Annotated in this window: 17 protein-coding genes; 10 read left to right on the forward strand and 7 right to left on the reverse strand. The window is 53.5% G+C overall.

Translation table 11 applies throughout. From position 1 onward, the window contains the following. Positions 1-35: 35 nt before the first annotated feature. Positions 36-608 carry a fasciclin domain-containing protein gene (locus tag IEV97_RS09620; protein WP_188501300.1) on the reverse strand — a complete coding sequence of 191 codons (573 nt, stop codon included), beginning with the start codon at positions 606-608 and terminating at the stop codon, positions 36-38. A 215-nt stretch (positions 609-823) separates the two neighbouring features. Between IEV97_RS09620 and IEV97_RS09625 the strand changes: the two genes are divergently transcribed. Continuing rightward, the gene (locus IEV97_RS09625) at positions 824-1,969 is read left to right on the forward strand and encodes a serine hydrolase domain-containing protein (protein WP_188501301.1); all 1,146 of its coding nucleotides are present in this window, start codon (positions 824-826) and stop codon (positions 1,967-1,969) included. A gap of 112 nt (positions 1,970-2,081) precedes the next feature. Here the strand turns inward: IEV97_RS09625 and ypfJ are convergent, their stop codons facing one another. Beyond that, a complete protein-coding gene (gene ypfJ / locus IEV97_RS09630) occupies positions 2,082-2,981 on the reverse strand; it encodes a KPN_02809 family neutral zinc metallopeptidase (RefSeq protein WP_188501302.1) in 900 nt (299 codons plus the stop codon). 289 nt (positions 2,982-3,270) lie between these two features. On the opposite strand from ypfJ, the gene IEV97_RS09635 reads away from it, so the two are divergent. After that, the gene (locus IEV97_RS09635) at positions 3,271-4,353 is read left to right on the forward strand and encodes a sensor histidine kinase (RefSeq protein WP_188501303.1); all 1,083 of its coding nucleotides are present in this window, start codon (positions 3,271-3,273) and stop codon (positions 4,351-4,353) included. A 259-nt stretch (positions 4,354-4,612) separates the two neighbouring features. Further along, positions 4,613-6,007 (forward strand): MATE family efflux transporter, encoded by a 1,395-nt coding sequence (locus IEV97_RS09640; protein ID WP_188501304.1) that lies wholly within the window; start codon positions 4,613-4,615, stop codon positions 6,005-6,007. Between the two features lie 102 nt (positions 6,008-6,109). Here the strand turns inward: IEV97_RS09640 and IEV97_RS09645 are convergent, their stop codons facing one another. Next, positions 6,110-7,240 (reverse strand): hypothetical protein, encoded by a 1,131-nt coding sequence (locus IEV97_RS09645; protein WP_188501305.1) that lies wholly within the window; start codon positions 7,238-7,240, stop codon positions 6,110-6,112. Positions 7,241-7,537: 297 nt separating this feature from the next. Here IEV97_RS09645 and IEV97_RS09650 point away from each other — a divergent pair, with 297 nt between their 5' ends. Continuing rightward, positions 7,538-9,211, forward strand: coding sequence for a mechanosensitive ion channel family protein (locus IEV97_RS09650; protein WP_188501306.1), 1,674 nt, complete (start codon positions 7,538-7,540; stop codon positions 9,209-9,211). A 17-nt stretch (positions 9,212-9,228) separates the two neighbouring features. Here the strand turns inward: IEV97_RS09650 and arsB are convergent, their stop codons facing one another. Then, positions 9,229-10,272 (reverse strand): ACR3 family arsenite efflux transporter, encoded by a 1,044-nt coding sequence (gene arsB, locus IEV97_RS09655; RefSeq protein WP_188501307.1) that lies wholly within the window; start codon positions 10,270-10,272, stop codon positions 9,229-9,231. Between the two features lie 284 nt (positions 10,273-10,556). Here arsB and IEV97_RS09660 point away from each other — a divergent pair, with 284 nt between their 5' ends. Next, a complete protein-coding gene (locus tag IEV97_RS09660; RefSeq protein WP_188501308.1) occupies positions 10,557-10,814 on the forward strand; it encodes a hypothetical protein in 258 nt (85 codons plus the stop codon). A 27-nt stretch (positions 10,815-10,841) separates the two neighbouring features. Here the strand turns inward: IEV97_RS09660 and IEV97_RS09665 are convergent, their stop codons facing one another. Together IEV97_RS09665 and IEV97_RS09670 are read right to left on the reverse strand one after the other, a co-directional pair. Beyond that, a complete protein-coding gene (locus tag IEV97_RS09665) occupies positions 10,842-11,540 on the reverse strand; it encodes a hypothetical protein (protein WP_188501309.1) in 699 nt (232 codons plus the stop codon). 109 nt (positions 11,541-11,649) lie between these two features. Then, the gene (locus IEV97_RS09670; protein WP_188501310.1) at positions 11,650-12,672 is read right to left on the reverse strand and encodes an alcohol dehydrogenase catalytic domain-containing protein; all 1,023 of its coding nucleotides are present in this window, start codon (positions 12,670-12,672) and stop codon (positions 11,650-11,652) included. Between the two features lie 175 nt (positions 12,673-12,847). Here IEV97_RS09670 and IEV97_RS09675 point away from each other — a divergent pair, with 175 nt between their 5' ends. Continuing rightward, the gene (locus IEV97_RS09675; protein ID WP_188501311.1) at positions 12,848-13,351 is read left to right on the forward strand and encodes an ExbD/TolR family protein; all 504 of its coding nucleotides are present in this window, start codon (positions 12,848-12,850) and stop codon (positions 13,349-13,351) included. 80 nt (positions 13,352-13,431) lie between these two features. Here the strand turns inward: IEV97_RS09675 and IEV97_RS09680 are convergent, their stop codons facing one another. After that, complete coding sequence (locus tag IEV97_RS09680) at positions 13,432-14,043, reverse strand: hypothetical protein (protein WP_188501312.1); 612 nt, start codon at positions 14,041-14,043, stop codon at positions 13,432-13,434. Between the two features lie 326 nt (positions 14,044-14,369). Here IEV97_RS09680 and IEV97_RS09685 point away from each other — a divergent pair, with 326 nt between their 5' ends. From IEV97_RS09685 to IEV97_RS09700, 4 genes are all read left to right on the forward strand, one after another. Further along, complete coding sequence (locus IEV97_RS09685; protein ID WP_188501313.1) at positions 14,370-14,942, forward strand: RNA polymerase sigma factor; 573 nt, start codon at positions 14,370-14,372, stop codon at positions 14,940-14,942. Beyond that, on the forward strand, positions 14,929-15,675 hold the full coding sequence (locus IEV97_RS09690; protein WP_188501314.1) for a carboxypeptidase-like regulatory domain-containing protein: 747 nt from the start codon (positions 14,929-14,931) through the stop codon (positions 15,673-15,675). Before IEV97_RS09685 ends, IEV97_RS09690 begins: the two co-directional genes overlap by 14 nt. Before the next feature lie 236 nt (positions 15,676-15,911). Further along, entirely contained in the window at positions 15,912-17,474 is a 1,563-nt protein-coding gene (locus tag IEV97_RS09695; RefSeq protein ID WP_229733882.1) for a GAF domain-containing protein, read from the forward strand. A 34-nt stretch (positions 17,475-17,508) separates the two neighbouring features. After that, positions 17,509-21,621 carry a chemotaxis protein CheB gene (locus IEV97_RS09700; RefSeq protein ID WP_188501316.1) on the forward strand — a complete coding sequence of 1,371 codons (4,113 nt, stop codon included), beginning with the start codon at positions 17,509-17,511 and terminating at the stop codon, positions 21,619-21,621. Positions 21,622-21,648 lie beyond the last annotated feature (27 nt).

Consider the following 21,648-nt stretch of genomic DNA (forward strand, 5'->3'; position numbering starts at 1 on the left):
GCACCTGCCCGTTTCTATACTGCAAAATCTGCTGCTTACATGCTTGGCGGCAGCATCACTTTGTCGATCACGTGCACCACACCGTTAGAAGCTGCCACATCCGGCATGGTCACGGTGGCATCGTTGATCTTCACGCTGCTGCCGTTGAGCATCACCTTCAGGTCAGCGCCGTTCAGGGTTTTGGCAGACATGCCGTTCGACAGATCGGTTGATTTTACGTTTCCTTCCACCACGTGGTAGGTCAGAATATCGACAAGTTGCTGCTTGTTCTCAGGCTTCAGCAGGTTCTCCAGAGTTCCGGCCGGTAAGGCAGCAAACGCTTCGTTTGTAGGAGCAAAAACGGTATAGGGACCGGCGCCTTGCAAAGCGCCCTCCAGGTCAGCTGCCTGCAGGGCCTGCACCAGCGTGGAGAGCGATGGTGTTTCAGAAGCGAGGGCAACAATGTCCTTCGAACCTGCCGTCATGGCATCGTCAGTGGTCATGGTCTCATCGGCGGTGGCCATTTCAGTGTCCGTTGTCACGCCTTCCTCGCTTTCGGTGGCTTGTTCGTTGGTGTTGCAGCCATAGAGGAACAGGGCCGACAGGAATAAAATGCTTAGTTTTTTCATACGTATTATTTTAATTGGTTGATTAACAGGGAGAAAACCAACAGGCAGCACCTTTGTTCAAAACTATTTTTAAAAGGGTAAGGCTTTGCAGCGAACTTGCAGCCTCGTCAAATCCCGGCACGCAAAAAAAAGCTCCAGCAGACAAAGCAGGCAGTTAACGGAATTCTGGGATTGATGCTTATCTTAGGCTTCTCAAAAAACATCCCCTGACGACCATGCTTAAAAAACTCTGGAAGAAAGCCACCCTCACATCACTGACGCTTATGGCCCTCACCCTACCCAGCCATGCACAAAATACCAAAACGGAAGCAGACCTGCAGGCCCTCATGCAGCAGCACAACATGGTTGGGCTGGCGGTTGTCGTGGTCAAAAAAGGGGAGATTGTCTATAACAAATCCTTTGGTCTGAAGGATGTTGAAAACCAGACGCCGCTCTCCAACAGCGACATTTTCAGGATCGCCTCTATCTCCAAGTCCTTTACGGCCACCGCCCTGATGCAATTAGTTGAGGAGGGCAAGATCTCGTTGAACGATGATGTGAGCAAGCTGGTCGGCTTTCAGGTGCGGAATCCGAAGTATCCTAATAAAGTCATTACGCTGCGCATGATGCTTTCGCACACATCCAGCATCAACGACAGCCAGGGCTATTTTACCCTCGACACCATTGACCCCGCCAAAAACCCGAACTGGGCGGCCTGCTACAACGACTATGAACCGGGCACACAGTATGAGTACTGCAACCTGAGTTTCAACATGGCCGGAACTATCCTGGAGAAACTAACCGGCGAGCGCTTCGACCAGGCCATCAGGCACCGCATCCTGGATCCGCTGGGACTGTACGGTGGCTATAACGTTGACTCTTTGGACGCCGGCCGCTTTGTCACTCTGTACGAATACAATGCTGACTCCAGCATTTTCTCGCCTTCTCCCTCAGCCTACAACCCACGCCGGCAGGAAATCAGAAATTATAGAATGGGCTACAGCACGCCCATTTTCTCGCCTACCGGCGGCATGAAGATGTCGGCTGCCGATCTGGCAAAATACATGACCATGCACCTGAACAAAGGTGAGTACAAAGGTACCCGGATCATCTCGAAGAAGAGCGCGAAGCAGATGCAGTCGAAGATCGCTGACAATGGCTACGGCCTGGCGCTGAAAACTGAGAAGAACCTGATTCCGGGCAAGTCCCTGGTAGGCCACACCGGCAATGCCTACGGTCTTTATAGCGCCATGTTCTTTCAGCCCAAAGAGCAGTTCGGGTTTGTGGTGATCACCAACGGCACCAGCGCCCCTGAAGTGAATGAATACAATCTGGCACTGGCAGAAGTCATCAACAGCCTGTACAACAACCTGGTGAAATAATCTGTGCGAACAGCGCTTCCGCTAAACGTGTCAGCTAAAACTTAAAAAGCCTCTCCATTTCCTGAGAGGCTTTTGCTTTTTACCATCGAGCTATACCTGTTGTGCTGTGGTGTTACAACTCAGTAGCGTTAAAGGTATCGCCCTGATTGACATCGCCTGTATCGAAACCTTTTTTGAACCAGCGGACGCGCTGAGCGGAGGTGCCGTGGGTGAAGGAGTCTGGCACCACCCTTCCGGTGGCCTGCTTCTGCAGCCGGTCATCGCCGATGGCGCTGGCCGCATTCAGAGCCTCCTCCAGGTCGCCGGGCTCCATAATTCCTTTTGCTTTCTGGGTGTGGTGCGCCCATACGCCGGCATAGAAATCAGCCTGCAGCTCGACACGTACCATTAGTTGATTGAACTCCGTCTGGGAGAGCTGGCCCCGCATGGCATTTACCTGGTCCATGGTGCCGGTGAGTTTCTGGATGTGGTGCCCCACTTCGTGGCCCACCACATAAGCCTGCGCAAAATCTCCCTCCGCACCCAGCTTGCGATCCATTTCGCTGAAAAAGCTCAGGTCAATGTAGAGTTTTTCGTCGCCCGGGCAGTAAAAGGGTCCGGTAGCGGCGGAGGCAAGTCCGCAGGCCGAGTTTACCTGATCCGAAAACAGCACCAGCGTGGGTTCTCTGTACCCCTGTATCATGGTGTTCCAGACATCCTCAGTATCTGCCAGCACCACGGCCGTTTGGTCGGCCAGCGCCTGCTCTTCCGGAGTCGGCTGGTAGTCGGTTGACTGCGCGTATTGCGCGTCGCCACCCACAAATTGTTGCAAGAGCGCGAGCGGATTGGTTCCCGTCAAAAACATGATCAGCAGCAGAACCCCCACGATGACGAGTCCTACTTTAGAGAAAAGGAGTTTGAACAAAGGGATAAGCAGCATGGGACTGATGCCCCTGCCTCCGCCGAAACCGCCTGCTGACTGACCTCTACGGTCTTCTATATTGGTGCTTTTTCTTCTGCCTTGCCATTTCATAATAATTGTTTTCTAATGCGGGTCTGATAGTATAAGTCTATACCTGATAATCGAACACTTTAACGTGGAGCGGCCTGACTTGGATTTAGGAAATTCAGGGAGCGTGCCTTTGCCGGTTTACGGGAGACTTGTTCGTGAGATAAGGGGCGACAAATGTAATTTTAGAGGCCCTGGTCCAAACGTTTTCATTTTCCTTCGTATAGTCATTTTCATTTAGCTGCTTTTTTAGGCTTTGCCGATCTTAAAAAGCTGACATGTAAGGAAAAGGCAGGTAGTTAGACAAAAAATCATGGATCACACCTATAACAGGAAAGCGCACAACAAACTGATCGAATTAAACGATGAACTTGAAAACTATTTCAACAACACGATCATCCCGCAGCTGTTTGTAGATGCCAACATGATCCTGCGTAAGTTCACGCCCCCCGCCATGCGGCACTTCAAGCTGACGGATGACGATATCGGGAAGCACATCGTGGAAGTATCCAGCAACATCCGATTCCCAACCTTCATCGAGAACATAACCGAAGTGATCGAAAGCAGCAAGGACCTGGAAAAAGAGATCCAGACCTCTGACAAGCGATGGTACCAGATGAACATCCTGCCCTACATCGTGCGGAAGGAAAACAAGACCAATGGCGTCATCGTCACCTTCATCGACATCGACGACCGCATCCAGATTCTGAAAGGCTACGAGAGCCTGAACAGAAACTATGAGAACATCATCCACTCCATCTCGCACGACATCAAAGGCCCGCTTTCTAACATAGAGGGACTGATCAGGCTGATGCAGGAAGCGCCGGAGGACGAGGCAGACAGCCAGCGGATAAAAGACATGCTAAGCGAGTCCGTAGCCAACCTGCGCCAGACAGTAGAGGACCTGGCTGACATTCAGGCAAGCGACACAGGCTTCGCGCAGGCACCGGAGCGGGTGAATTTCGAGAACATCATCGAAGACGCCAAGCTCGCCCTCCGGGACAGGATTGCAGAGACCAACGCTGAAATCCACACGCAAATTGAGGAGCCAGAGATCAGCTTTTCCCGAAAGAATGTCCGGAGCATCGTCTACAACCTGCTCAACAACGCTATTAAGTACCAGAAGCCGGGCAAAGCACCTGTCATCTCCATCCGCACGGAAAAGTCCGGCGACTACATCCTACTCACCGTGCGCGACAACGGCTTAGGTATAGCGGAAGATAAAAAATACTCGATTTTCGAGCGCTATACCCGACTGCACAGCGAGGTGCCGGGCACTGGTGTTGGGCTGTTTATTGTGAAAGGCATGGTGGAGCAGATGGGTGGAGAGATACAGTTGGAAAGCACCTTAGGGGAAGGCTCCACTTTCAAGGTATATTTCAAAGCATTGCGATAGGCTATAGCTAGCGTGTAGGCAAGGCCCCCAGACCTCGCGGTGTCTTCCAGACCCGCGAGCGTTTAACAGATCGGCCTTTCCTAAGCAAGTATAGGTATAGCCGGAGCAGTTGGGTTGAAACGCTCGCGGGTGCTGCGCAAGCCGCGTGGTCAAGGGGCGGCTATACCTATACCTGTGCATGATTCTGTACCTGCCTTGCGCTATACCTAAACCCCTCCCCTTCCTTCTCCCGTACCCCTGCTATACCTGAACGCCGCAGATGAACAACCTGAAAGACTTTTTGCAGCTCGTCTGGTCTGCCGTAAGGGGCAGAGAGCAGGACTTTACGACCCTGGGCATCCGGACGAGTATTGTGCTGCTGGCAGTGCCGATGATCCTGGAAATGATCATGGAGTCGCTCTTTGCCGTCGTCGATATTTTCTTTGTCGGCAAGTTGGGGCCAAATGCCCTGGCTACGGTGGGCCTCACTGAAACAGTGCTGATGGTGATCTACTCGGTGGGCATGGGTGTGAGCATTGCGGCTACGGCTTTGGTCGCGCGCCGCATCGGAGAGAAGGACTACCACGAAGCAGGCAATGTCACTTACCAGCTCCTGATCACGGGCGCCGTCCTGGCTTTGCTCATGGGTATCCTGGCTACCTGGTTTGCAGCCGACATTCTCACGCTGATGGGAGCCGATGCCGCCCTGCTCGAAACCGGACTCCGCTATGCGCAGATCATCTTTGCCGGCAACCTGGTCATCATTATGCTATTCCTGATCAACGGGATTTTCCGGGGAGCCGGTCAGCCGCACCTGGCCATGCGGGCGCTCTGGCTTGCCAACGGCGCCAACATCGTCCTGGACCCGCTCCTGATCTTCGGTATCGGCAGCTTCGAGGGCCTGGGGCTGGAGGGCGCGGCCTGGGCCACCACCCTCGGGCGCAGCATAGGCGTCGTCTACCAGTTCTATCACCTCCTCAACGGAAAGCATCTGCTAAAAGTCGGGCGCGACAATCTGGTCGTTAGTCTGGCAATGATCCGGCGCATCCTGGCGGTCTCGTCGGGCGGCATGGGCCAGTACCTGATCGACTCCGCCAGCTGGATCTTCCTGACCCGCATCATCGCGGAGTTTGGCAGCAGCGCCTTGGCCGGCTATACCATTGCTTTTCGCCTGATCGTGTTTGCCCTGCTACCGGCCTGGGGACTGTCCTCGGCGGCGGCCACGCTGGTAGGCCAAAACCTGGGCGCGCAGAAAGTGAGACGGGCTGAGCTGGCAGTATGGCTGACGGCAAGGTATAACGTGATCTTTATGGCGGCCGTCACGCTCCTGTTTCTTTTTTTCGGCGAATACCTGGCCGCTTTTTTCGCAACAGACAAAGCCGTGATCGCGGTGGCCTCTGAGGCGTTGCAGATCATTACGCTGGGCTACGTCTTTTTCGGGTTGGGCATGGTGATGGTGCAGGCTTTCAACGGGGCCGGCGACACCCGCACGCCGTCCCTCATCAACATCGTGGTGCTTTGGCTGATCGAGATCCCGCTGGCCTATCTGCTGGCCAAAACACTTGGCTTCGGGACAACCGGTATTTTCCTCGCCATTGCTTTTTGCCACTCGTTCCATGCCTTGGTCAGCTGGTGGCTTTTCCGGCGCGGCACCTGGAAAGTGGTGAAGGTATAAGGTATAGGTATAGCTTTTCATCATCTCCCTGATCGCTTGAAAACTAAAAAGCAGGTATAGCGCGAACGGCTATACCTGCTTTTGGGTGAAGGGAGCTAAGGACTAGTTTTGCACTAACAGACCATTGAAGTTCGCTACGAAATAAGCGTGCGCCTGCTCCGCAGTCAGGATATGACCCTGTTTCTGGGCATCAGCAGCTAGACGGAAACCCAGCTCAGCTGCCGCCATACGCTGGATTGGTGTGCCGTGGTGGCCTGCACTTTCGAAACCACAGTCTCCTATCTCAAAAAACAGCTCGTAGAACTGCGCCACTCGCTTGCTGTTATAAGTAGCGCCGCGCTTGTGCGTCATGTAGTAGGCAGCCAGGAAGTCGGCTTCCAGTTCTTTGTAACGCGTAGCCTCTGGCTGACTGGCGAAAGTGCCCGCCGGATACCAGGCAGTGTTGTTCTTAAACTGAATCTGATGCGCCCACTCGTGCGCCAGTATACCTGTCCATACGATATCCTGCTCTACACCTGTTTCAGAAATCATTTGCACCAGACCATCCCCGATCACGATCAGGTTGTTGTAAGTTGTTGCGAAACCATCTGCAGCAAAGAAAGGAGACTCCGGCAATTGATCTGAGAATGTGTTGAAGTACAGGATCTGGTCTGCAACAGCATAGGCTTGTTCCCTGGATGTAATGCCAACGCCAATCAGCTCGTACACATCGGCAAGCCGTTCTCTGTTATTCAGTGTAGCCGTATGTTGGCCATGTACTGGTATCTGGTTTGGCATGTCCCAGAATTTCTCCAGCTCCCGCTTGCGCTTGTTCACCAGGTCAGTGTACTCACCATTTGCCCCGAAGTACTGTGCGGACTCGTCGAATATCGCAGCATACTGACCTAATGCAAGATAAGTGCTATAAATTGATTGAGCCTGCGGTCCGAACAAGCCAATCAGATCATTTGCCAGGGGTGCGAAATAACTGTTTTGAACTTCGTATAAGGCAGTAGGACCGCACTCAGAAGGCTCCACCAAATTACTCATCAAGGTGCTGCGCAGATTTTCATGAATCGGCACCAGGCCGTCCATTGGCTTCAGGGGTACAAGCTCCGAGGCGCTCTGGTTTTTAACAGCGGTGGACTGCAGGGTGCTGCCGGATGCCAGCCCAATCTCATCCACTTCCTTTTCACAGGAAAAAGAAATAAAGGCCAGGCCCAGGCAAAGTAGAGTAGACGTTGTTTTGTTCATACTACGCGTGAATAAGTAGGATTAATGTTATGAGAAGTTAAAAAATAGTCAATTTTGATAACGTGGTGCCAACACACGAAATAGCAGTATTAAAGTTAGCTGTTCTTGTACCAAAACCAAATTTCATGGCCTTAAATATTATTTTTTCAGATTTGGGTGCTACGGGCAGTCCAGGTTTCTGAACATATTTCGTACAACCCGGTTCAAACACAGCCGTTATTGCAGGATGTAACAGAATTTTGTCTGCCAGAAGTTGTTTGCCAGACCGTTTTAAAGAGCTCCAACACGCCACGCACCATGTCCCCTGTCCCAATCAGTCTCCTTAACTCCATAAAGCACAGTAAAATTCCATACCTGTTCTGGCTGGCAGTTTTACTGCTTTGTGCCCTGCCTGCTGTGACGAGCGCGCAGGAAGTGACGGAGCAAGACACGGCGGTTGCTGCGGCGCCCACCTGGCCCGAAGACTCCCTGGGCAGACGCACGCCGCGGGGCACCGTCTCGGGTTTTATCAAGGCAGTGGCCGACGGAGACTATACAAGGGCTGCCTTCTACCTGAACCTGGTATCGCCCACCGACACCATACAGGACGGCGCCGCGATGGCACAGGCGCTGCAACGTATGCTGGACCAGCGTAGCAAAACCATCCCCCGTTCCTGGATCAGCAATCTCCCTGAGGGCGACCTCGACGACAACCTGCCCCAAAACCTGGAGCGGGTCGGTACTGCTACCGTAGACGAGCAGAACGTTGACATCCTGCTCGAGAAAACAGAAGGACCAGCGGGGGGGCCTATCTGGCTGATAGCGGCTGAAACCCTGAAACAAGTGCCCCTGCAGGAAGCAGCCCCCGCCGAAACCGTGGTCGAGAAAACATTGCCCGGCTTTCTGGAGGAAAACCGCTGGGGAGGTGCACCGACAGGCCATTGGCTGGGGTTACTGCTGATAGGAATTGTCTCCTATCTGCTTGCATGGGGCATCACTTCGGGGTTGATTTTTGTGATCGGCTACATCTGGCGCAGAACCCGCAACGAGCCGACGTATGGTTTTATCAGCGCCTTCTCATTGCCGGTGCGGCTATACCTGGCCGCTCTCCTGTTGGTATACCTGAGCCAGCGACTGGGCATTTCGTTCGTGCTGCGACAACGCTTCAGTGAGTTGACCATCATTATCGGCCTGATAGCGGTATTGCTGTTGCTTTGGCGCCTGGTGGATGTCATCACCAGTTTCAGTAAGCGACGCCTGGTGGAACGCCACAACATGGGGGGCATCTCCATTGTGCTTTTCCTGCAGCGCGGAGCCAAGATCGCCTTGGTGGTGTTCGGTGTTATTTTCATTCTCAGCACCCTGGGCTTTGACGTGACCACAGGTTTGGCCGCACTGGGTATTGGCGGTATCGCGCTGGCGCTGGGTGCCCAGAAAACGGTGGAGAACTTTGTCGGAAGCGTTACGCTTATTGCCGACCAGCCCATCCGGGTGGGCGATTTTTGCAAAGTAGGTGACACGAGCGGCACGGTAGAGCAGATCGGCATGCGTTCCACTAGGCTGCGCACCACCGAGCGCACCATAGTCACGATTCCGAACGGGGACTTTTCTTCGCAGAAGATCGAGAACTTCGCCCACCGCGACCGCTTCCTGTTCAGCCCTACCCTACGACTACGCTATGACACCACGCCGCCTCAGATACAGGCCGTGTTACGCTCCCTGCGGGAAACACTCTCCGCGCATCCTAAAATAGAGAAAACCAGTGCACGCGTTCGCCTCACCGAGATTACGGCAGATGCCCTGAAAGTCGAGGTGTTTTCATACATCCTGACCAGAGACTTTAACGAACACCTGGAAATCAAGGAAGGACTCCTCATTACCATGATGGATGCCGTCAATAGCAAAGGCAAGGGCTTTGCACTGCCTGTTCAGCAACTGCTGGTCAGCAATGATGGTGCAGGTATGGAAGAGGGAAAAGATAAGGCCTCTTGAAGACGGGCTAATGAATTCTAGAACTTGTTTTTGTTCGCATAGGCCACCAGCGAGAGCATAACCGGCACTTCCACCAGCACGCCCACCACGCATACCAGCGCAGCCGGGCTGTCGAGGCCGAAAAGCGCGATGGACACCGCCACGGCAAGTTCAAAGAAGTTACTGGCCCCCACCATGGCTGCTGGCGCGCACACGGCGTAGCCCAGTCTGAGCTTACGACCGCTGTACCAGGTCAGGAAAAAGATGAAGTAGGTCTGCAGGATAAGCGGTATGGCAATGAAAACGATGATGAGCGGATTGTTGAGAATGTTAACGCCCTGGAAGGCGAAAAGCAAGATCAGAGTGAGCAACAGGGCGAGCACGCTCATGGGCTTGAGCCGGGGCAGAAACTCCCTCGTAAACCACTCCTCCCCTTTCGATCTGATCAGGGTACGGCTCGTCAGAAAACCCGCCACGAGCGGCACCACCACATAAATGACGATGCTCAGAAACAGCGTATCGTAAGGCACCGTTACATCCGTAATACCCAGCAACAGGCCCACGATCGGCACGAAGGCCACCAGGATGATCAGGTCGTTGACAGACACCTGCATGAGGGTATAGTTCGGATCGCCGTCGCTTAGGTAAGACCACACAAAGACCATGGCTGTGCAGGGGGCCGCCCCCAGAATGATGGCACCTGCTATGTATTCCCCAGCCTGCTCTGGCGTGATGAAGGCGGAATAGAGGTTGGAAAAGAAAAGCCAGGCAAAAAAAGCCATGGTAAAAGGTTTGATCAGCCAGTTCACGATCACGGTGAGCACAATGCCGGTTGGCTTGCGACCGATGCGCTTGAGGCTGGTGAAGTCAATCTGCAGCATCATCGGGTAGATCATCAGCCAGATCAGGATGGCGATGGGAATATTCACCTGGTACACCTCCATCCTACTGAGCACCTCCATCTGGTCTCCGGCCACATAACCGATCAGGGTGCCACCCACAATACAGAGGATCACCCAGATGGTGAGGTATTTTTCAAAAAAGGCAATCTGCTTTTTGGGTTGTTGGGTTGGTTGTGCCATGCTGCTGTCCGTTCAGGTATACGCATCGTAATATTACGATAATAAAATCAACTGCAAAAATTATTTAGCAGCTTTTCTTGCCTGACAGAAATTACAGCTATATGGTACCTATCTATGATTGAGTAGGGAAATTTGAAACAATTAGGAAGCGGGCTCCGGTTTTTGAGAAAAATCGTTTTAATTAAAGAAATCAAATTTTCAGATATAGGAGCCTGTTGCTGAACGCGCGCTCCTTTAGCTGATGGTTTGCTTTCTTTAAATGACAACTTTTAGCCGAAGTTTCCATGATCATCACCTCTATTCTTACTTTCATTGGCCTGCTGGGTACGCTGGCCATTGTAGCCTACTTGCGTCAGGTGGAAGACGCGATTGACGAAATGCAGGAACAGTTCGAAGTGCCCGTCTGCCCGGTTTGCCACCTCCCCCACCCGCCGGAGCAGGATGAACGGATGCATACTGGCCAGCTGCACCGCCTCAGCAATTATTACAAGCGCCGCAAACTCGCCTCCAGAGGTATACAGGGTGTACGCCAAGGCATGTAGCAAAAAGTATCTGCCTGAGCAGGGTGCCTATACCTCTCCCGAGAGTTCTTTGGAAGTATACTTGACGTTGTTGCGGAAGAGCTGGCTAAAGATAGCCTGGAAAAGTGGTGTGGGAACGTGCTCTTCGTCGAGCTGCAGCGTGGCCAGCAGGCGCATGACCTCCTGCAGTTTGCCGAGCTTGCATGGCTCGTTCATGTGGTTGAGTTCTTCCTTGCCAAACAGGAAGGTATTGGCCAGGCGATCGTCGGTGCGCTCAATGTAATCCATCACCTCGTATACCCGGGCAGCAAGCTCGGACAGCATCGTGTCGTTGGTCACGCGGTCGAATTTCCAGAGGTAGGGCACGATGGGCGCCCCCAGCTGCTGGCTTCGCTCGATATCGGAAAGTCGCTTGTAAAGCAATAGCGCCAATACCACGTTATTACAGCAATCTTTACGCTGGCCAAGCTCACGGAACAGACCAATAGCCCGCTGTACGGTGCTGAAAACGTGCTCGACTATCTGTTGCTCGTCTTTCCGCCAGTTGCTCATGTGTACCAGGTCGTCGGTCATGTTGAAGTATCCCGGATTCTGGTAAACTGCCTCTTCCACGGACTGCACCATGGCCTCGAAACCAGCGGTAGCTTTGAGCAAGCGGTTGAAGCAAATAAAGTAGGCGATCTGATGGGGGGTCATGGGCACCTGCCGAAAGCGAAGTGTCGTTTTGATGGCCTCAGGAATGTTCATAGAAGTGACCCATTAAAGGTTAACGAATCCACCCGGCAGGAAGGAGTAAATCAAATATAATGCATTCATAATCAGTTATTCAATACCCAGAAGTGGGTATTTTTGGAGCTCATACAGTCACGACCACTTTCCCCACGGTTTTGCCCTGCTGAAACAGGCGGATGGCCGCGTGCATGTCGTCGAACGCAAACGTGTGCCCCACATGCTGCGGTGCCAGTTGCAAGGCCTGCAATCCCTGCAGTAAGTCATGCATCATATCGGTCTGCTCGTAGAGGTAGATCAGGTTAAAGCCCATCAGCGATTTGTTTTCGGTGGGGAGCCTGAGCGGGTCTATTTTTGGGCGGCGCAGGTATTTCCAGAAGAGGCGCGGGTAATTCGGCTTACTGCCGTGGCTGCTGAACGAGGCATTGCCGTAGACCACCATGCGCCCCATCGGCGCCAGCGCCTTCCAGCCCTGCTCAAGTATACGTCCGCCGATGCACTCCATGATCAGGTGGAGGGGGCGACCGTGCAAGCTGTGCATGAGCTTGTCATAGAAGTCACTGTCCCGCAAGATCACATCGCCGTAGTGCTCGTGCTTTCGCAGAAAATCCACCTTATCCGGCCGGCCCACGGTGCCGATGGTATAGGCCCCCACCTTCTGGCAGATGCGGTTGGCCAGGATGCCCACGCCGCCTGCCGCACTGTGTATGAGCACGTTCATGCCCGGCTTCAGGTTACCCAGCTCGGTGAGGGCGTAATAGGCGGTGAGCCCTTGCACCAGGAAGCCGGCACCCTCCTCAAAGCTCCAGCGCTCGGGCAGCGGCAGCACATAGCGGTGGTGACTGTTGATGTGCGAAACGTAGCCACCGAACCTGGTGGCGCCCATCACCCGGTCCCCGACCTGCCAGTCGCCAGCCTCCTCTCCCACCGCCACGATCTCGCCCGCAAACTCCAGCCCAGGTATAAACGAGCCGCTGGGGGTGGCACTGTAGAGGCCCTGCATGGCAAAGATGTCGGCAAAGTTGAGCCCGATCGCCCGCACCTGCACGCAAACCTCATCCGGTCCGGGCGACTCAAGTGATTCCTTTCGCAGCTCCAGGTTACGGATAGAGCCAGCCTTTGTCATGCGGTATACCTGTCGGTCGATCATTGCCTTGTATGAGTTAAAGTTGTCTAAACGCTGCTTACGACAAACAGCCGCCGCCGTAAGGTTAATGAAAAAAATGGATAGGCCGTGTGGAATCCGGGGCTTTGCTGCATCTATTATACAAATGCAGCAGAGGGACTGTCTGCAACGTCAACCCTAATCGGAAAGGAGCCGCACCATGGCACAGGTACAGGAAAAACAGAACCCGGCAAAAGGCAGTAGAAAACGCGCACGCAACAAAGGCTTTCACCTCGACATGACGCCCATGGTGGACCTGGCCTCGCTGCTGATGACATTCTTCATGCTCACCACCACGTTTGCCAGATTTCAGACCTTGGAGATCAATATGCCCACTGCGCAAGGCCCTGACACGCCTGTAGCTGGCAAAAATGCGCTGAACATTGTGCTCGACGAAGCAGACAAGGTATACTACTTCTTCGGCTACCCGGGCGATGCACCCGAGGTGAGGCAAACAGACCTTTCCACTACCGGACTCCGGCAGGTGTTGCTGGGTGAGCAGGTGAAGCGCAATCCGAACATGGTGGTGCTGGTGAAAGCGACGAAAAGCTCCCGTTTCAAGAACCTGGTGGACGCGCTCGACGAGCTGAAGATCACGGACACCCGTAAATACGCCCTGGTGGAGCTGCGCGAAGAAGACAAGGCTTTACTGGCCACCCGGTAAGCAAAAGCCCTGCTGCACTAAGGGGCAGCAGGGCTTTCACAAGATATGCATTACAGGTATACCTTTAACGGAAGTTCCCCTTACTCCGCTGGTCCCGTGGCATAATTGCAGCTAACGGTCGGGTTAAAGGGGAAGTGCATTCCGGAAGGGTTATGCTTCCATACCCAGGCATGCAGCTGGTAATTGTCAAAAGGAAGTGGGTTTGTCGGTGAGTTGATGTACACGTCGAAAACCTGATCGCCCAGCATCGGTGTCGTGCTCTGCCCCCACTCGTCAGCCCGGATGATGAACTCCACCCCAACGAGCTTCAGACGGCCATTTTTCTGCGGTTCGTACAGCAAGGCCTCGGGTTGGCTGGGGTCGAGCACACCATCCAGCAGGAGCGGATTTACATAATGATAGCCCATACCGCCCAGCACCGGATGGCTGACACAAGGACTAAAAGGTACGTAGCCGTCTTCCATGGCCTCTTCGACACGGTGGTAGCGGGCGGTGGCACTGCGAATGTCGTCCAGCACTTTGTTATGCAGGGCCGAATTAGGTCGTTTGGGCCCTGCATTGGCTTCTAGTTGAGCAGCAAGCGGCTCAGGTGTATCCAGACTTTCACTGTCACAGCCCAGGAACAGAAAGGCCGAGACAAATAACAGGAAGGATACCAATGTTTTGAACTGGTGTTGAGATGGTGTGAGCATAGTTTGGAGAGAATAGAACTAAATAATGGTGAAAAGCAGTAATTCCCTACAAAGCAAAAGCAAGACTAAGTCTGGCAGATGCAAGTAGTGCCTTGGTATAAGCAAGCGGGTGATGGAAGGATAGCCGGTATGCTACCCGGGTAGCGGGTGGAGATAGCGTTGTGAATACTTAGAGCGTACGAATAGAAAATAAAGATAGTAACATGTTTTCATTAATAATTTTTATTTAAGCAAAGAGACTGCGGAAAAGCAAACATCCTTCAAATAAATCATGGTGCATTCAACAATATTTACTTTATTGAATATACGTTAAGCCCTCACCTGCTATGTTTTTAAAGTTCTTCTCGAAATCCCGTTCCACTGATGACCTGGAGCTAGTGCGGCAATACCGCCGGACCGGTGACCTGGACGTGATCGGGAAACTCTTCGAGCGGCACACGGAGATGGTATACCTGATCTGCCTGCGCTACCTCGGGGAGGAAGAGGACAGCAAAGACGCCACCATGCAGGTGTTCGAGCAGTTGATCGTGGCCCTAAAGCGGCATGAGGTGAGCAACTTTAAATCGTGGCTGCACTCTCTCACCAAAAACCACTGCCTGCAACTGCTGCGCACCAACCGCCTGAAAGAAAAAGTGAACCAGGCCCTGCCACGCGAGCAACACACCCTGCCCCAAGGCGAAACACCTCAGGCGGACCTCGACTGGCAAGCGCTCGAACACGGACTCGTACACCTCCCCGCCGAGCAGCGCACCTGCATCGAGCTGTTTTACCTGCAGCAGAAAAGCTACCGCGAGATAGAGGAGATAACCGGCTGCGACCTCAAACAGGTAAAGAGTTACATACAGAACGGGCGTCGGAACCTTAAAATTTACATTGAAAAAAACCATGCGCAACGATAAAATACAAACAAGCGAATGGGGACTGGAGGAACACCCCTCCACAGAGCTGCTGCGGCAATACGAGGAAGGCTCGCTGCCGCCGGCTACCAATTACGAACTCGAAAAGCACCTGCTCGACTGCGAGATGTGTGAGGATATACTGACGGGCATGTCGCTCTCTGACCGGAACCGGACAAGCCAGGCTCGCTACCGCATCTGGCAGCGGGTGCGCACCCGCCTGCGTCGCAAGCATCGTCCCAGAACAATCCTTAGCCTGGCAGACTGGCGGGTGGCTGTGGGCGTGCTGATGATGTTTAGTTCGCTGGGCCTTATCCTGTTTTACGCTTACACACGCACGGCCGCTCAGGAAAAAGCAGCCATACATGCGGCCGGGATACTGCCCCCTAGTCCGGAGGAGCTGCTGGCCCGCACGATCGATGCGGCAATCGTGCTCGACATTCCGGCACCGCCTGTCAGTAACAGCGACCTTGAAAACGGCAGTCAGAAAGCCCTGTCTGAGTTTAGTCTGCAAGGGCAGGTGCTCAATGCAAACGGACGAGGTATAGCACAGGCTACCATTCGGGTACAGGGCAGTCCTTGGGAAACCATGAGCGACGACAAGGGCTATTTCAGGCTCTCACTTGCTGCCGGCAGCCATACCTTACTTGTCAGCAGTCCCGGCTTCGCTTCGCAGACCTTTAGTGTTGCAAGTCCTGACAAAACACTTCAGCTGCGCCTCGAAAACAAGCGGTAGATTAACAACCAGCATGCGTAACAACGCATGTCCCTTTTTGCTTTTTCATTAAGTCAAAATCAAACATAGACAGCATTATGATGTAACCCTTCGCGTTTAAATTCAGTATTTCCATCATGATTTTAGGGTAAAAACACTTAAATTACACCCTGAAAACCTTTGCCAGAAGAATATAGACTCCAAGATTGCTTAGATTCATGTTCCTCTACCACCCCTGGCGGAGGACTTGGAATACTATGGAAAATAAAATATCTGCGCTGCAAAACGGTGGCGAAAAAAACTATGATTCTGACTTCTGCGGAAGCATTCCGCTGCACCAGATTAACCTGATACAACCGCACGGCCTGCTGCTGGTCCTGGACAAATCACTACACATCAGGCAGGTAAGTGAAAACAGTGTCGACCTTCTTGGCCTTGCGCCCGATTCGATGCTGGACCAACCGCTTTCCGCTTTCGTACCCGGAAAAGAGCTGGCAGATCTTCAACTCAAAATCACCCGTGAACAGGAGTCAGAACTGGACCAGGTGGACATCCCCTTTTCGCTCACCTTCAATACGGGAGAGAGCAGTAGCGCCTTTACGGCCACCGTACATCCGGAGGCAGAGCAGATACTGATTGAAATGGAGCCAGCCCGGCGTGAGGACGATGTATCCTTCCTGGCTTTTTTCCAGCAGATCAAATACATCACATCCCGCATCAAGCAAGCCGACAGCACCGAGGCGATCGCGCAGATAGTGGCCGATGAGTTCAAGCTTTTTACAGGCTTCGACCGGGTGCTCGTCTACCGCTTCGATCCCCAGTGGAACGGCACCGTAATCGGCCAGGCCAAAACGGAGGACATGAGTGATCTGCTGGGGCTTCGGTTTCCGGCATCTGATGTGCCCAGGCAGGCACGCGACCTCTACTTCAAAAACCCATACCGCCTCATACCTGCCCGCGACTACGAACCGGTACGCCTCCGCCCTATCCTGAACCCCATTACACGGCGCTTTACAGACCTGACCAGCTGCAACCTGCGCAGCGTGGCCGGCGTGCACCTGGAATACATGGGCAACATGGGCATTTCGGCCTCCATGTCGGTACCGCTTATTATGGGAGGCAAATTATGGGGACTGATCTCCTGCCACCACAAAGCCCCGAAATACCCCAGCTACCAGGAGCGCACCGCTATGGAACTGCTTTCCACGATCGCAGCGGTACGGCTGGGTGCCTACGAAAAGGAACAGCACGCCACGATGCAGGCGCATATGCGCGGACAGCACGCCACGATGCTGGAGCAGCTCTTCAACCAGGATTTTTTTGCCGAGGCACTCCTGTTTGGCCAGCCAAACCTGTTAGAACTATTGTCGCTGGGCGGTGCAGCCGTGTTGTATGAAGGCAATGTGCAGACAGTGGGCAACACCCCCCCCGTTCCAAAACTAAAAGAACTTGCATCCTGGCTGCGGCGCAACAGCTCCGATAAAACGTACGTAACCAACTCGCTCCCACAGGCCTATCCGAACAGCAAAGAATACAAGGACCAGGCAAGCGGCTTGCTTGCGCTACCTATTAACCCTGACCAGGGAGAGTACATTCTGTGTTTTCGGGGAGAAGTGCTGCAAACCGTCAACTGGAGCGGCAACCCTGATCAGGCCATCCGGATGGAACCGGACGGCAAAAGCTATCATCCGCGCAACTCGTTTGCACTTTACCAGCAAACGGTGCAGCTAACCTCCCTCCCCTGGGGACAGGAAGAGCTGGAAGCCGCCGAAGCGCTGCGCAGTGCTGTGCTCAGCAAGATCATCCGCGAGAAGTATTAAGAGAACGAATTACCTTTATTACGGCTAACACAGCATGTTGCAGCAAGCAGACAATAAGCAGGAGCAAAAAATAATCCCCAGGCCTGCCGATCATTACCTGATAGGCATAGGCGCCTCTGCAGGAGGCCTGGAGGCGATTCACAAGCTCTTTGACCATTTCCCCGGGAACTCCAGCTTCTCTTTTGTGATCATACAGCACCTTTCGCCTGACCATAAAAGCCTGATGGCCGAGTTGCTGTCCAAGCATACCAGCATGCAGGTGCGGGAAGCGGAAGACAATACGTTTACCCGGCCAAACTGCGTATACGTGCTGCCTAGCGGCAAGCAGCTGAGTCTGCAGAACGGACGCTTGCGCCTGACCGAGAAGCCCCGCAACCGGGAACCCAACTTTGCAGTGGACACCTTTTTTGAGTCACTGGCCGTGGACCGCGGCCCCAATGCCATAGGCATTGTGCTGTCAGGCACCGGAACCGATGGCAGTAAGGGGGTGCGCGCTATCAAGCAGGCCGGTGGGCTGGTGGTGGTGCAGGATCCGGAAAGCGCGAAATTTGACGGCATGCCCCGCAGCGCCATTGACACAGGAGAGGTAGACTTTGTGCTTCCGCCGGATCAGATTCCGCATGAGATCATAGAGTACACCCGCCGTACACCGCTGGTCAAGAGCATCATCCAGAACGGCAAGCAGCAGGAGCAGCTCGATGAAGAAGCAGTGCTGAAAGAGATTCTGGACCTGGTGTGCAGCCACACCCAGATTGACTTCACGCATTACAAAAAGCCCACGCTGAATCGCCGCATCCAGAAGCGGATGCAAACCCTCAAGCTGAACAGCCTGCAGGAATACCTGGACTACCTGCACGCTAATCCGGCCGAGATCAAGATACTTTGCCAGGAATTCTTTATCAACGTGACCAGCTTCTTCCGAGACCCGGAGGCCTTTCATCAGCTGGAGAAAAAGGTAATTCCGGATATTCTGAAATCAAAAGAAGAAGGTGAACCCATCAAGGTATGGATAGCGGCCTGCAGCACGGGCGAAGAAGCCTATACACTGGCCATCCTTTTTCAGGAGGCGTCCCATAAACTAGGCCGCCCGCTGGATGTCAAGCTCTTTGCGACCGACGTAGACCAGCAAGCCCTTCAGAAAGCCTCAAAAGGAGCCTACCCTGCCAACACCATCCGGAAGCAGGTATCAGAAGCACGCCAGCAGCGTTTCTTTCAGAAGACGGGTAACAAATACGTTGTAAGTGATGAGATACGCAAGATGGTGATCTTTGCACAGCACGACCTGCAGAAGGACCCGCCTTTCAGCAAGATCGACCTGATCACCTGCCGCAACATGCTCATCTACCTCAACCCGAGCTTGCAGTACAAAGTACTCTCCCTGTTTCCCTATGCCCTCAACATGGGCGGTTATCTCATGCTGGGCCCAAGTGAGCACATCGGGGATATGCAGGAATACTTTGAGGAGGAAAACCGCAAATGGAATATTTTCCGAAAAGTGAAAGACCGCAGCAGCCTGCAGCGCAGCTATGGCGTTACCGACTACCACACTAACAGCATGCAGCAAAGCCAGGCCAGTCAGTTCAAGACCACGCAGCTAAACCGCTATAACGAGGCATTTATGGATGCCCTGGCAGAGGACTTTAAAGTCACCGCTCTGTACGTAGACACCAATTACCAGCTGCTGCACGGCATAGGCGACATTAATCGTTTTCTAAAATTTCCGGACAAGCGCCTGCACTTCAACCTCATCAAGATGGTGCCGGAAGAACTGGCCGTGGTGCTGAGCGTGAGCATCCGCAAAGCCATCAAGACCAAACGCAGTGTGGTAGGCCGGCAGGTAGCCGTAAAGTTCGGCAAGAAAGAGCGTCTGATCCATACCTCTGTGCGCCCTGTCACGCTCGAAAAAGGCCAGCCGCCGCTTATCCTGGTCTTGCTGCAGGAGATGGGCGAAGTGAGTCCGCAGCCCAGGTTGAGCGAGACGCCGCACCTCTCAGACGCCGACTACTACCAGCAGCTGACGACGCTGGAGACGGAACTGCGCGAGACACGCGAAAGCCTGCAAATGACCGTACAAGACCTCAGTACGGCTAACGAAGAGCTGCAGTCAAGCAACGAAGAGCTGATGTCGAGCAATGAGGAGTTGCAAAGCTCGAACGAGGAAATGCAGTCACTCAACGAAGAGCTGCACACGGTTAACTCCGAGCACCAGCTTAAAATAAAGGAACTGCAGGAACTCAACGAAGACCTGGACAACTATTTCCGCAGCTCCAACGTGGGCCAGCTCTTTGTGGACCACAGCCTGGAAGTGCGCAAGTACACCCCTTCCGTAGAGCAGATCGTCAACATTATTGGTGGAGACATCGGGCGGCCGGTGTACCACCTGTCGCACAGCCTGAAATATGCGCGCCTGTTCGATGATATACGTCAGGTAAACAATACATCGCAGGGGATAGAGCAGGAAGTAGAGACCGAAAACGGACGCTATTACCTGATGCGCATTATCCCTTACCTGAAGCGGGACGGCAACAAAGACGGGGTTGTGATCAGCTTTGTGGATGTCACCACCCTTAAAACGCTGAGCAGTGTGGTACAAGGTGTGCTCGACAGCTCGCTTAACAGCATCATGGCTATGCAGGCCGTGCGCGACAACAAGGAGCAGATCAAGGATTTCAACTGGACCCTGCTCAACAAGAAAGCGGAGGAAATGCTTGGTGAGTCGAGCGCGAACCTGATGCAGGGAAGTGTGACAGCAACTATACCGCATTTGCGCGACACCGGCCTGTTCCGCAAATTTTGCCAGGTGGTGGAAACCGGCAAACCGCTGCACATTGAGCAACTGCTCATTTTAAATGAGCAGAAAGCCTGGTACGAGATTGCCGCCGTGAAAATGGGAACAGGCATAGCCGTTACCATGGCGAACATCAATGACAAAAAGCGCAGCGAGGACCAGACGCTGGCAGCCTACGAAGAACTCAAAAAAGCAGAAGAAAACCTGACCGTACTCAACAACCAGTTGGAGCGCCTGGTGGAGGATCGTACCCGTGAACTGGCAGAGAGCGAAGAGCGCTTCAGGCTGGTGGCCATGGCGACCAACGACGTGGTTTGGGACTGGAACCTGGCTGCCAACGAGATCTGGTGGAGTGATGGGCTTTATAAAATGCTGGGTTTTGACGAACAGGAGATATCGGGTGGGCTGGAAGGCTGGTTCTCCAAACTGCACCCCGATGACCGGAATGAGGTGGAGCGCAGCGTGAACGACGCCATCAACAACGGCAGAAAGCAGTGGAACGCCGAATACCGCATCCAGCACAAAGAGGGCAGCTATACCTATGTTTCGAACAGGGCTTATATCCTGTACAACGAGTACCAGATGCCCTACCGGATGATCGGTTCGTTTATAGACCTTTCGGACCTGAAACTGGCACAGGACGAACTGCAGCAAACCAACGAGCACCTGATGCGCGTGATCGACGACCTGGATACCTTCGTGTACACGGCCTCGCACGACCTCAAGTCGCCTATCGCCAACATTGAAGGCCTGATGCTGGTGCTGGAGGAACAGATACGGGAAGCGGAACCTTTACCTGGGGAACCGACAGATCCGCTCTTCGTTATGATCAAAGACTCGATCATCCGATTCAAAAATGTGATCCGCGACCTGACGGATATCGCCAAAGTGCAGCGCGACGTGGACGGCGAGTCGGAACCACTCCAGATCGAAACAGTCTACAACACGATCTTTGAAGGACTTCGGGGAGAGGCCGAACGCAAACAGGCTATTATCGAAACGGACTTCTCAGAAGCACCCAATATCAGTTTCTCTAAAAAGAACCTGAACAGCATTCTATACAACCTGCTGAGCAACGCACTGAAATACAGCTCCCCCGACCGCAGGCCGCACGTCAAGATCAAGAGCAGCCAAAAAGGGAAAAAACTTGTGCTGAGCATAGAGGACAATGGATTGGGTATCAGCAAAGAAAGCCAGGGCAAGATGTTTACGCTCTTTAAGCGCTTCCACTCCCACGTAGACGGCACCGGTATGGGGCTTTACATCGTGAAGCGCATCATGGACAACTCCGGCGGGCAGGTGCACGTGAAAAGCGAACCAAACAAAGGTACCACCTTCACCCTCACTTTTCAGCAGTAAGAAGGCGGACATCCACCAAATTTAAAA

The sequence above is a fragment of the Pontibacter amylolyticus genome (assembly GCF_014638845.1).
Taxonomy (GTDB): Bacteria; Bacteroidota; Bacteroidia; order Cytophagales; family Hymenobacteraceae; genus Pontibacter; species Pontibacter amylolyticus.